This window comes from Streptomyces sp. YIM S03343, assembly GCF_054729195.1.
Map to the genome: position 1 here is coordinate 5899292 of NZ_JBPUKX010000001.1, position 12720 is coordinate 5912011.

A 12720-nucleotide genomic window follows, 5' to 3' on the forward strand; every position below is an offset into this window, starting at 1 on the left:
CTTGTCGCAGTGGCCAATCCACGTAGGGTGCGCGGGGTCCCGCAGACCCTTTCCGTGCAGGTGGAACGGGGGTTAGGGGGTGGTCAGGACAGGGGATGCGCGGTTTCCAGAAGTTGGCCGAAAACGAGCGGGCGCGTGCGCGGAAACCGGTCAGTCGACCGGTGTACTCCCCCCGGTGTGACGTCCGCCTCCTCGCGCCCCTTTTCCGTCGCGATTCCCGTCGCGCTCCGACCGGCGCAGCAACAGGCGGCAGACCGCGGTGACGGCCGCGAGACCGAGGGCGGTCCCGGTCGCGCCGGCGAGCGAGGTGCCGTACCAGAGCAGGGCGACAGGGACGAGGACACAGCTGAACGCCGCCCAGCGGACCACGTCCGTGACTGTGTCCTTGGTGGGTGGCGGTGGCGGTGCCGGTGCCGGTGGTGGTGCCGGTGGTGGTGGGGGGTGCCTCGGGGGCTGCTCGGCGGCGGGTTCGGCGGGCTGCGCGGTGAAGCGTTCGGCGGGCTGCTCGGCGGGGTGCGTGGCGGGCTGCTCGGCTGGGCGTTCGGCGGGATGTTGGGTGGGGTGCTCTTCGGGGTGCCTGTCGGGGGAGGGGTCGGGTGGTCCGGGCATGGCTGACTCCCTGCGGCGGCGGTTCGCTTCGGTTCAACGTCCGTCCGCCGTGTCGGTCACTGCCGGTGCCGCCGAGTGGGGTGGCGTACAGAGGCGGGCCGGGCCGGCCGGTACCTCGCGCGGGTCAGTGAATCCTGTGCAAACCGCCTGTACCGGGCAGCAACCATTGCGTCACGGGCATCTGCTCGTGCATGCTCCGGGGAACTCCCGCGGACCGCTCGCGGGATCTGGGCTAAGGAGGAGTGCCGCCGTACCCTTGGGGGTATGGGGTTGGGAAGATGATTCCCGGACACAGCTCCGCCGCACACTGTCGTCCCACCCACGAGGTCTAGACGCCGAGAATCCCATGGCCGGTCACGAATTCTCCGAACCCGCGGACCGCAGGCGGCCCGTCGCCGATCCCACGGCGGCCGATCCCCTGGCGGCGGAAGAAGCACGCCATTCCTGCGACCCCGCCTTCCTGCACGGCGTGGTCGTCGGCTTCGACGGCTCCACGTCCAGCGAGCGCGCACTCGCGTACGCGATCGGCATGGCCCGCCGCTCCGGCTCCGGCCTGATCATCGTCCATGTCGCCAACCGGCTGCCCACCACCGTCTGGGCGGGCTGCGAACCCCCGGTCTTCGTCGACGTCCCCGATCACCGCACCGAGGTGCTCGGGCTCGAACTCTCCTGCGCCGACCATCTGGCCGAGGTGCCCTGGATCCTCGTCGAGCGCGGCGGCGACATCTGCCACGAACTCGAAGAGGTGGGGCGGGAGTACGAGGCGGACGCGATCGTCGTGGGGTCCACGCACGGCATAGTGGGGCGCATCTTCGGCTCCGTCGCCGGACGGCTCGCCAAGCGGGCGCAGCGGCCCGTCATCGTCATCCCGTGACCCGCGTCCCGCGGCGGGCCCTCGGACGTGAACTCTACTGACGCGTAGGGGTGTTCGTGCCTCTGGGCAGGGCATATACCGGTCAGCGTACGCATGACGCGCTGCCGGACCCCGGGGTGTGACGGCCACCGGCCGAGGCAGCTGCGGGCCGGACCAGGCGGCTCCGGCCTCTCATGGAACGACCCCCTGTGCTGGTGGCACACAGGGGGTCGTTCACGTTCGCGTCCGCCGGGCTCGACGGTCCGTCAGTTTCCTTGCCGGAAGCGGCGCTTACTCCACCGTCACGGACTTGGCCAGGTTGCGCGGCTTGTCGATGTCGCGGCCGAGCGCCTTCGCCGTGTGGTAGGCAAGGAGTTGGAGCGGGATGCCCATGAGGATCGGGTCCAGCTCGTCCTCGTTCTTCGGCACGACGATCGTCAGGTCGGCCTTCTCCTGCTTCTGGTGGGCGACCGCGAGGATACGGCCGTTGCGGGCCTTGATCTCCTCCAGAGCGGCGCGGTTCTTCTCCAGGAGGTCGTCGTCCGGCACGATCGCCACCGTCGGCATGGTGGGCTCGATCAGGGCGAGCGGGCCGTGCTTCAGCTCGGAGGCGGGGTAGGCCTCGGCGTGGATGTAGGAGACCTCCTTGAGCTTCAGGGACGCCTCCAGGGCCACCGGGTAGCCGCGCACCCGGCCGATGAACAGCATCGAGCGGGCCTCGGCGTACTCGTCGGCCAGCTTCTTGATCTCGTCCTCCTGCGCCAGGATCTCGTTGATCTGCGCGGGCAGCTTGCGCAGCCCCTCGATGATCCGCTTGCCGTCGCGCACCGACAGGTCGCGGGTGCGGCCGAGGTGGAGGCCGAGCAGGGCGAAGGCGACGGTCATGTTGGTGAAGCACTTGGTGGACACCACGCACACCTCGGGCCCGGCGTGCACATAGATGCCGCCGTCCGCCTCGCGGGCGACGGCCGACCCGACCACGTTGACGACGCCCAGCACCCGCGCGCCCTTGCGCTTCAGCTCCTGCACGGCGGCCAGCACGTCGTACGTCTCACCGGACTGGGAGACGGCGATGTAGAGGGTGTCGGGGTCGACGACGGCGTTGCGGTAACGGAACTCGGAGGCCGGCTCGACGTCCGCGGGGATACGGGCCAGCTCCTCGATCAGATGGGCGCCCATCATGCCGGCGTGGTACGCGGTGCCGCAGCCGATGATCTTCACCCGGCGGATCCTGCGGGCCTCACGGGCGTCCAGGTTGAGGCCGCCGAGGTGCACGGTGGAGAAACGGTCGTCGATACGGCCGCGCAGCACCCGGTCCACGGCGTCGGCCTGCTCGTGGATCTCCTTGTGCATGTAGTGCTCGTGGCCGCCCATGTCGTAGGAGGCCGCCTCCCACTCCACGATGGTCGGCTCGGCCGTCGTACGGGTGCCCTCCGTGGTGTACGTACGGAAGTCGTCGGCCTTGAGGGTGGCCATCTCGCCGTCGTCGAGGGTGACGATCTGGCGGGTGTGGGCGACCAGCGCGGCGATGTCCGAGGCGACGAACATCTCCTTCTCGCCGATGCCGAGGACGACCGGGGAGCCGTTGCGGGCCACGACGATACGGTCCGGGAAGTCGGAGTGCAGCACGGCGATGCCGTAGGTGCCCTCGACGACGCGCAGCGACTCGCGGACCTTGTCCTCCAGCTTCTCGCACTGTGAGCGGGCGATGAGGTGGACGAGGACCTCGGTGTCGGTCTCGGAGAGGAACTCGACGCCGTCCGCCTCCAGCTTGCGGCGCAGGTCGGCGGCGTTGTCGATGATGCCGTTGTGGACGACGGCGACCTTGCCCTCGGCGTCCAGATGGGGGTGGGCGTTGACGTCGGAGGGGGCGCCGTGGGTGGCCCAGCGGGTGTGGGCGATACCGGTGGTGCCCTTGAAGCGGGCCGGGACCTTCGACTCCAGGTCGCGCACGCGGCCCTTGGCCTTGACCATCTTCAGCGCGCCGGTGCGCGGTGTGGTCACGACGATGCCGGCCGAGTCGTAGCCCCGGTACTCCAGCCGCTGGAGGCCCTCCAGCAGCAGGGGAGCCACGTCACGCTTCCCGATGTATCCGACGATTCCGCACATGTGTCTGTATCCCTAACCCCAGGGGACCACGGTCGTTCGTGGTCCCTGCGTCGCTGGTGCTGTCCGCAGTCCGCAGTCCGCAGTCCGCTGACAGCAATCCGCTCCTGCTGCCTGCTGTCCGGCCTCGGCTGAGTGTGCGTGCCGTGCCGTTCCGGCCGCGGGCTCAGCCGTACACGATCCGGCGCAGCTGTCTGAGCGTGAGTTCCGGCGGCGCCACCGCCCGGTATCCCAGGTCCGCCGCGATCTGCTCGAAGATCTCCGCGTTCACCAGGCCCTGCGCCTGGAGCTCACGGTGTCTGCGGCGGACATAGACCTCGGTCGTCTCGCCGAAATAGGCGAGTACGTCCTGGATCACGCGCAGCGCCTCGCCCCGTCCCAGGGGCGTGGACCTCGTCAGATGATCGACCAGTTCGTCGTGCACCTGTAGATCCTGAGACACAAGCCGCAGTTTCGCAAGAAATCTGCCCGCTTTCGGGCAAGCGACTGTTGAATCTCTCATGGGCCGCTGTTCCGAAGCTGTCCATCCTGTGTCTTGCGCCCGGTTGCCCGGAGGGACGAGTTTCACACGCCATGGACATTCCACGTATGGGAGTACCCGAGAAGCTGGCCGAGCGCATGAGCATGGCCGAGCAGCACGAGTATCTGCGCGCCAGATTCTCGCGGCGCACGATGATCCGCGGCGGCGCCGTCACCCTCGGCACCGTCACGGGTGGCACGTTCATCGCAGGCGGGACGGCCCGGGCAGCGGTCCCGACCCCGTCGGCGGCCCCCGCGGTGGAGAAGGTCGACGGCGCCCTCGTCGCCCCGTTCGGCCGCCACCTCGCCTACGGCAACGACGCGCGCACCGAGATGACCGTCTCCTGGCAGGTCCCGGTCGCCGTGCAGAAGCCGTTCGTCCGGATCGGCGCCCGCCCCTGGGACCTCTCCCGCAGGATCCCCGCCGAGGTCCGCACCCTCTACACCCCGGCCGGAGTCGGCGCCAGCGGCGACCGCACGCAGTACTACCTGCACGCCAAGCTCGCGGGACTGCGCCCCGGCAGGACGTACTACTACGGTGTCGGTCACGCCGGCTTCGACCCGGCCGAGGCGCATCTGCTGGGCACCCTGGGCACATTCACCACCGCCCCCGCGGGCCGGGAGCCGTTCACCTTCACGGCCTTCGGCGACCAGGGCGTCAGCTATCACGCGCTGGCCAACGACAGTCTGATCCTCGGCCAGAACCCGGCCTTCCATCTGCACGCGGGCGACATCGCCTACGGCGACCCGGCCGGACAGGGCAAGAGCACCGACACCGGCTACGACTCACGCATATGGGACCAGTTCCTCCACCAGACCGAGTCGGTCGCCAAACAGGTTCCGTGGATGGTCAGTTACGGCAACCACGACATGGAGGCCTGGTACTCGCCGGGCGGCTACGGCGGCGAGGAGGCCCGCTTCACGCTGCCCGACAACGGCCCCGACAGACAGCATCTGCCGGGCGTCTACTCCTTCGTCCACGGCAACACCGCGATCATCTCGCTCGACCCCAACGACGTCTCCTTCGAGATCCCGGCCAACCTCGGCATCTCCGGCGGCACCCAGACGACGTGGTTCGAGGGGCAGTTGAAGAAGTTCCGGGCCGACCGGGACATCGACTTCATCGTCGTGTTCTTCCACCACTGCGCCTACTGCACCTCCACCGCCCACGCCTCGGAGGGCGGGGTGCGCCAGGAGTGGGTGCCGCTGTTCGAGAAGTACACCGTCGACCTGGTCATCAACGGCCACAACCACCAGTACGAGCGCACCGACGTCATCAAGGGCAACGCGGTCGCCAAGAAGCTTCCGATCGGCGGGACTTCGTACCCCGAGACCGAAGGTGTGGTCTACGTCACCGCGGGCGCGGCGGGCCGCAGCCTGTACGCGTTCAGCGCGCCGGACTCCTACGAGGGCCACCCGAACGAGGTCGACTCCGTGGCGTCGTTCATCAACACCAAAGACGGCAAGGTCAACGAGACCGTGGCGTGGTCACGGGTGCGGTACCTCAACTACTCGTTCCTGCGGGTGGATGTCACGCCCGCGTCCAAGGGCCGGTACGCGACGCTGAAGGTGCAGGGCATCGCGGAGACGGGCGAGCGGATCGACCACTTCACGGTGGCGCGCAGGGCCAAGTAGGGCTTGCGGGGCGGCGATCCGGCGGTCTCCTGCCGCACATCGCGCAGGGGCCGCCTTCGCTGTCGCGGTGGCTTTCACCGGCCCCATGGGGCATTCACCGTCCTCACGGCTTCCGCCGGGGAAAGGTCTGGACCAGAATGGGCCCTTCGGTTGGTCTCGACCAAGGGAGCACAGGTGAGACGGCAGCGCGGCACGACACCCCGCATGTCCAGGATCCTCGGCTCGTTGCTGCTCGTCGCGGCTGCGGGCAGCTTCACCGCCGGGGCCGCAGCGACGACGTCGACGGCGTCCGCACCGGCCCGCACCGCCACGCCGCTCGGCCGGGTGATCCCGGCACCGGCATCCGTCACCCCGACCGGGACGCCGTACCGCATCACCCGCGACACCCGCATCGTCGCCCCGCCCAAGGCGCGCGGCGTCGGCGCCTACCTCGCCGGAGTGCTGCGCCCCTCCACCGGCTATCCCCTCCCGCTGACCACGCACGGCACCGGCGGCATCCGACTCCGGCTCGCCAAGGGCCCGTACGGCGCCGAGGGCTACCGTCTGCACAGCGGGCGCGGCGGGGTCGTCATCACCGCGCGGGAACCCGCGGGCCTCTTCCACGGCGTACAGACCCTGCGCCAGCTGCTCCCGGCGGCCGTCGAGAAGGACACCGTGAAGCCCGGCCCCTGGCTGGTGGCGGGCGGCACCATCGAGGACCGCCCCCGCTATGCCTACCGCGGCGCGATGCTCGACGTCTCCCGGCACTTCTTCACCGTCACCCAGGTCAAGCGCTACATCGACGAACTCGCCCTCTACAAGATCAACACCCTGCATCTGCACCTCAGCGACGACCAGGGCTGGCGCATCGCCGTCGACTCCTGGCCCCGGCTGGCGTCCTACGGCGGCTCGACCCAGGTCGGCGGCGGCACCGGCGGCCACTACACCAAGGCCGACTACCGCGAGATCGTCCGCTACGCCGCCTCCCGCTATCTGGAGGTCGTCCCGGAGATCGACATGCCGGGCCACACCAACGCGGCGCTCGCCTCGTACGCCGAGCTGAACTGCGACGGCACCGCGCCCCCTCTCTATACCGGCACCGACGTCGGCTTCAGCTCGCTGTGCGTGGGTAAGCAGGTCACCTACGACTTCGTCGACGACGTGATCCGCGAGCTGGCCGCGCTCACGCCGGGCCGCTATCTGCACATCGGCGGCGACGAGGCGCACTCCACGAGCCACGCGGACTATGTCGCCTTCATGGACCGGGTGCAGCCGATCGTCGCCGAGTACGGCAAGACGGTCATCGGCTGGCACCAGCTCACCGGCGCGCACCCGGCCAAGGGCGCGATCGCCCAGTACTGGGGTCTGGACGACACCTCGGCCGAGGAGAAGGCGCAAGTCGTGGCCGCAGCGCAGCACGGCACCGGGATCGTCCTGTCGCCCGCCGACCGGATCTACCTCGACATGAAGTACACCGCCGACACCCCGCTCGGCCAGGACTGGGCGGGGCTGGTGGAGGTGCGCCGGTCCTACGACTGGGACCCGGGCGCCTATCTCGCCGGGCTGCCGGGATCGGCGGTGCGCGGTGTGGAGGCGCCGCTGTGGACGGAGACCGTCGTCACCGACGCCGACATCGACTATCTGACCTTCCCCCGGCTGCCCGGCGTGGCCGAGCTGGGCTGGTCTCCTGCGGCCACGCACGGCTGGGACGCCTACAAGGTGCGGCTCGCGGCGCAGGCGGCGCGCTGGGAGGCGCTGGGGATCCGGTACTACCGGTCGCCACAGGTGCCCTGGCCCACTGACTGACACCGTGACGGCGGACGCCTCGGAGGACCGTGCTCAGGGGCGCCCGCCGGTCCGGGTCAGAACCCGGCGAGCGGGTTCCTGAGCGTGCCGACCAGCTGCAGCGCGCCGGACGGATCGGCGAGGTCCACCATCTGCCGGTTGTCGCGGAGCTGGAGCCGGTTGAGGCAGGACAGCGCGAACTCGGGGGCGAAGATGTCGTACTGCCGGAATCTGTCGGCGAGTTCGGGCACCGACTCCTGGTACTCGCGGGTGACCTCGGCGACCGTCCGCCAGAAGTCGTCCTCGGCCAGGATGCCCTCGGCGGCGAGGTGCGCGGCGAGGAAGCGGAAGAAGCAGTCGAAGACGTCGGTGAAGATCGACAGCAGCTTCTGGTCCTCCGGCACCTCGACCCGGATCCTGGCGACCTCGGGCGGCAGCAGCGCGTCCGGGTCCAGCACCGCGATCTCCTCGGCGATGTCCTTGTAGATCGCGCGCCGCACCACACCGTCCGTGAGGACGAGGACCACATTCTCGCCGTGCGGCATGAATACCAGGTCGTAGGCGTAGAAGCAGTGCAGCAGCGGGGTGTAGTACGCCCTCAGATAGTGCCGCAGCCACTCCGCCGCCGGCACTCCGGACCGCTCGATCAGCGCGCCCGCGAAGGACGCGCCCTCATGGTCGACATGGAGCAGCGATGCCATGGTGGCCAGGGACTCGCCGTCCTGGAGGGACGGTACGGGGCTCTCCCGCCACAGCGCGGCGAGCATCTTGCGGTACGGCGAGTAGCGGTCGGTGGCCTTCTCGTACTCCAGATGCCGGTAGCCGACGGCGGCACGCTCCCGGATGATCGACACACCCGTCCGCTTCAGCACCGGGTCGGCGGCGACGAGCCGTGCGAGCCAGTCGTTGATGGCGGGGGTCGCCTCCATGTAGGCGGCGGAGAGCCCGCGCATGAAGCCCATGTTGAGGACGGAGAGCGCCGTCTTCACATAATGCTTGGCGGGATCGGTGGTGTTGAAGAAGGTGCGGACCGACTGCTGCGCCAGATACTCGTCGTCGCCCTCGCCGAGGCAGACCAGCTGCTGCCGGGCGACCTCGGCGGCGAAGGTGACGCTGAGCTTGTTCCACCACTGCCAGGGGTGGACCGGGATGAGCAGATAGTCGGCCGGGTTGAGTCCCCGCTCACGCAGTATGGAGTCGAACCGCTCGACCGTCGCCGCCCCCAACTCCCGGCGCAGAAAACCCTCGTATTCGATCCCGGCACCGGCGGTGAACGCCGCCCGGGAACGGTGCGCGGCCAGCCAGATCAGCCGGACGGGGTGCGCGGTCTCGGGGGCGTACGCCAGGTACTCATGGACTCCGAAGCCGAGCCGCCCGTTGTTGGCGACGAAGCAGGGGTGGCCCTCCGTCATCCCGGTCTCGATGTCCTGGAAGCCGCGCGCTGCCAACTCGGCTGAGGCGACAGCTGGTTTGGTGAGTTTGTAGCAGGTGCCGGAGAGGGTGGAGGAGATCTCCTCCAGGTAGACGGGGAGGATCTCGTCGGTCAGGCCGAGTGTCTGCCGCAGTTCTATGAAGAAGTCGAGGGAGGCGAGGGGGAGTTCGGCGCCGTTGTGGGTGGTGGTGCGGGTAATGGAGGCCGCCTCCACCTGCCAGTGGTCGAGGGCGCGGCGGATGGCGGTGAAGCGGTAGCGGGTGGCTCCGTCGTCGCTGAGCACGACATAGCCGCCGTCTGTCTCTTCCTCCGGTGTGATGAGCCGCTCGTGCGCGAACTCGGCGAGGGCCTTGCGGACGAGGAGGCGGTTGGCGGTCTCCCAGCGCTCGGGGGAGAGGTGGGAGACGCACTCGGCGGGACGACCGTTCACGCGGCGGCCACCGCCCTCTCGAACGCCTCCCGGGTGCAGAAACTCAGCAGGGCGGTCTTCTCCGGCTTCTGGATCTCCCGCTCGGGCACGAAGCCGACTGCCTCGTTGATGGCGTGCACGGCGGTGTTGCGCACGTCCGGCTCTACGACGATCCGCTGGACGACCGGGTTCTCGAACAAGTATGCGACGACTGCCGTGATGACGGCCCGGGTGAAGCCGTGCACGGGTGTGTCGCTGGGCGCGACGAGGAAGTGCATCCCGACGTCCCCGGGCTCGGCCTCGTACAGCCCGACCAGCTCCCGCCGGGCGGGGGCGTAGTGCTCCATCAGGAACACGGGATCACCGCCGAGCGACCCGAGCAGTGCGTGATGGTGCTCGTCGGCCGTGATCTCCAGATAGGCGCGTTCGACGTCCTCGAGTTTCGCGTCCTGCATCATCCAGAAGGCCGCCTTGGGATGTGTCACCCAGCCGTGCAGCAACTCGGCGTCCGTGAGCGGGTGGAGGGGCCGGAAGGTGAAGTCGGCGGCGGTGACGCCCGTACGGCGTGCGTCGCTCATAGGGCGGACATCGCTCGTTCCGCGAACTTCGTTCATACGGCGAACTCCTGGAAGGCGATGGTCTTCTCGACCGGGTAGTACTCGGTGCCGAGCAGCTCGCGGATGATGTACGAGTTGCGGTACGGGCCCATGCCCAGGTCGGGGCTGGTGACGCTGTGGGTGTGGATGCCGCCGTTCTGGAGGAAGATGCCGCGGCCGGTCACATCGATGGCGTAGTTGCGGGCGATATCGAAGCTGCCGTGGCCGTCGTGGCGAAGGCGATCGCGGACCGGTGCGAGGAAGGCCGGGGGCTCGAAGTGGTAGCCGGTGGCGAGGAGCAAGGCCTCGCTGCGGATCTCGAAGTCCTTGCCCTGCTCGTCCTGGTGGAAGCCGAGCAGGTACGAGCCGTCCTCGCGACGGGCCTCGGTGAGCGTGGAGTTGGTGAGCAGCCGGGTCGGCACGGGCCGGTCGCCGCTCTCGACGCCCTTCTGATAGAGCAGGTCGAAGATGTCGTTGATCAGATCCGAGTTGATGCCCTTGAAGAGCCCCTTCTGCTCCTTCTCCAGCCGGTGCCGGGTGTTCTCGGGCAGCGCGTGGAAGTAGTCGATGTAGTCGGGGGAGGTCATCTCAAGGGTGAGCTTGGTGTACTCCAGCGGATAGAACCGCGGTGAGCGGGTGACCCAGTTGAGCTGGTAGCCGTGGGCGTCGATCTCGCCGAGCAGCTCGAAGTAGACCTCGGCCGCGCTCTGCCCGCTGCCGACGATCGTGATCGACCCGGCCGACTGGAGTTCGGCCTTGCGGTGCTTGTACTGCACAGTGTGCACGACATCGTTGCCCAACTCCCGGCAGGGAGCGGGGACGTAGGGGACGGTGCCGGTGCCGAGGACGAGGTGGCGGGCGCGGTACGTGTCGCCGCCATCCGTTCGTACGAGGTACAGCTCGTCGCCCTCGTCGTACGTCACCTCGGTGACCGTGGCGTCGAAGCGGAGGCTGCCGAGTTGGGCGGCGGCCCAGCGGCAGTAGTCGTCGTACTCGACGCGCAGCGGGTAGAAGTTCTCCCGGATGTAGAACGAGTACAGTCGCCCTTTCTCCTTCAGGTAGTTGAGGAAGGAGTACGGCGAGGTCGGGTCGGCCATGGTGACGAGGTCCGACATGAACGGCGTCTGGAGATGGGCGCCGTCGAGGAACATGCCCGAGTGCCACTCGAAGCCGGGCTTGGACTCCAGGAAGACGCAGTCGAGTTCGGCGATCGGCTCGGTGAGGCAGGCGAGGCCGAGATTGAACGGGCCCAGGCCGATTCCCACGACGTCGTGGGCGGTGTCTCCGGCTGCGGATTCAGGATGCACGGTCAAGGGTCTCTCCCAGGTACTGCTCGGCGTGGCCGGCGATCAGATCGAGGACGGCGGCGATGTCGGACACCGTCGTCTCGGGGTTGAGGAGGGTGAACTTGAGATACTGGCGGCCGCCGACCTTGGTGCCCGCGACCACGGCCTCGCCGGAGGCGAACAGGGCCTTGCGGGCGTGGAGGTTGACGCGGTCGATCTCGGTGGGATCGGTGAGGCCGGGATCGGTCACGGGGGCCGGGACGAAACGGAAGACGAGAGTCGACAGCGACGGCTCGACGACGACGTCGAACCGCGGATCGCCGGCCAGCAGCTCCCAGCCCTGCCGGGCCAGGTCGCACACGTCGTCGAAGAGTTCACCGATCCCGTCGGCGCCCATCACCCGCAGGGTCATCCACAGTTTGAGGGCGTCGAAACGGCGGGTGGTCTGGAGGGACTTGTCGACCTGGTTGGGGATGCGCTCCTCGGCCATGCGGCGCGGGTTGAGATAGTCGGCGTGGTAGGTGGCGTGGCCTAGTGCGGCGCCGTCACGGACCAGCACGGCGGAGGAACTCACCGGCTGGAAGAAGGACTTGTGATAATCGACGGTGACGGAGTCGGCGCGTTCGATCCCGGCGATGCGGTCGCGGTGGCGGCGCGAGACGAGCAGCCCGCAGCCGTAGGCGGCGTCCACATGCATCCAGACGCCGTACTGGGCACACAGTCCGGCGATCTCGGGCAGCGGGTCGATGGACCCGAAGTCGGTGCTCCCGGCGGTGGCGACGACGGCCATGGGCACGAGCCCGTCCCGGCGGCAGCGCTCCAGCTCATGGGCGAGGGCGACGGTCTGCATCCGCTTGTCGTGATCGACGGGAACGGTGACGACGGAATCGGGGCCGAGGCCGAGCAGCTTGGCGGACTTCTTCACGCTGAAATGGCTGACCTCGGAGGTGAAGACGCGCAGGGTGCCGAGGGAGCCGGTTTTGGCCTCCTCGCGGGCCAGCAGCAGGGCCTGGAGGTTGGACTGGGTGCCGCCGGAGGTGAACACACCGTCGGCGGCGGGTCCGAGGCCGATACGGGCGGCCGTCCAGTCGATGAGTTTCCGCTCGATGAGGGTGCCCCCGGCCGACTGGTCCCAGGTGTCGAGCGAGGAGTTGACCGCGGAGAGCACGGCCTCGCCGAGCACCGCCGGGATGACGACCGGGCAGTTGAGGTGGGCGAGATAGCGGGGGTGGTGGAAGTAGATCGCGTCGCGGAGGTAGACCTCCTCCAGTTCGTCGAGCGCGGCGGTGGTGTCGTGCAGGGGGCTGTCGAGGTCGACGCTGTCGATACGGGGTGCGAGGTCGTCCGCCGTGACGCCGGTGAACGGGCGGTCGGCGGTGGCGAGTTGTGCCGCCACCCGCTCGACTCCTTCGGTCACGGAGCGCCGGTAGTGCTCCGCGGTGAGGTCATTGAGCAGGTGCGAGCGCATGTGGGGGTCCTCCGGTGGGGACGGTCGGTCCGTGCGGGCAGGA

The 12720-nt window shown here is 69.0% G+C and carries 10 protein-coding genes; 3 read left to right on the plus strand and 7 right to left on the minus strand.

The genetic code is table 11. The features are described 5' to 3' along the window. Positions 1-150: 150 nt before the first annotated feature. A complete protein-coding gene (locus ACSYGN_RS25790) occupies positions 151-369 on the minus strand; it encodes a hypothetical protein (protein ID WP_460403735.1) in 219 nt (72 codons plus the stop codon). A 586-nt stretch (positions 370-955) separates the two neighbouring features. Between ACSYGN_RS25790 and ACSYGN_RS25795 the strand changes: the two genes are divergently transcribed. Then, a complete protein-coding gene (locus tag ACSYGN_RS25795) occupies positions 956-1483 on the plus strand; it encodes a universal stress protein (protein WP_460399554.1) in 528 nt (175 codons plus the stop codon). A 270-nt stretch (positions 1484-1753) separates the two neighbouring features. On the opposite strand, the gene glmS is transcribed toward ACSYGN_RS25795, so the two are convergent. Next, positions 1754-3571, minus strand: coding sequence for a glutamine--fructose-6-phosphate transaminase (isomerizing) (gene glmS, locus ACSYGN_RS25800; protein WP_460399556.1), 1818 nt, complete (start codon positions 3569-3571; stop codon positions 1754-1756). Between the two features lie 163 nt (positions 3572-3734). Next, complete coding sequence (locus ACSYGN_RS25805) at positions 3735-3992, minus strand: hypothetical protein (RefSeq protein WP_460403737.1); 258 nt, start codon at positions 3990-3992, stop codon at positions 3735-3737. Positions 3993-4156: 164 nt separating this feature from the next. Here ACSYGN_RS25805 and ACSYGN_RS25810 point away from each other — a divergent pair, with 164 nt between their 5' ends. Continuing rightward, a complete protein-coding gene (locus ACSYGN_RS25810; protein ID WP_460399558.1) occupies positions 4157-5722 on the plus strand; it encodes a purple acid phosphatase family protein in 1566 nt (521 codons plus the stop codon). Positions 5723-5926: 204 nt separating this feature from the next. Further along, entirely contained in the window at positions 5927-7507 is a 1581-nt protein-coding gene (locus tag ACSYGN_RS25815; RefSeq protein ID WP_460403739.1) for a beta-N-acetylhexosaminidase, read from the plus strand. Positions 7508-7563: 56 nt separating this feature from the next. Here ACSYGN_RS25815 and ACSYGN_RS25820 read toward each other — a convergent pair whose 3' ends face one another. Genes ACSYGN_RS25820 through desA form a run of 4 tightly spaced genes read right to left on the minus strand, consistent with a single transcriptional unit; the run spans position 7564 to position 12677 of the window. Further along, entirely contained in the window at positions 7564-9348 is a 1785-nt protein-coding gene (locus ACSYGN_RS25820; protein ID WP_460399560.1) for an IucA/IucC family protein, read from the minus strand. Beyond that, the gene (locus ACSYGN_RS25825) at positions 9345-9905 is read right to left on the minus strand and encodes a GNAT family N-acetyltransferase (RefSeq protein WP_460403741.1); all 561 of its coding nucleotides are present in this window, start codon (positions 9903-9905) and stop codon (positions 9345-9347) included. The genes ACSYGN_RS25820 and ACSYGN_RS25825 overlap by 4 nt, the downstream gene beginning before the upstream one ends. 32 nt (positions 9906-9937) lie before the next feature. Then, entirely contained in the window at positions 9938-11236 is a 1299-nt protein-coding gene (locus tag ACSYGN_RS25830; RefSeq protein WP_460399562.1) for a lysine N(6)-hydroxylase/L-ornithine N(5)-oxygenase family protein, read from the minus strand. Further along, entirely contained in the window at positions 11220-12677 is a 1458-nt protein-coding gene (gene desA, locus ACSYGN_RS25835) for a lysine decarboxylase DesA (RefSeq protein WP_460399564.1), read from the minus strand. Before desA ends, ACSYGN_RS25830 begins: the two co-directional genes overlap by 17 nt. Between the last annotated feature and the right edge of the window lie 43 nt (positions 12678-12720).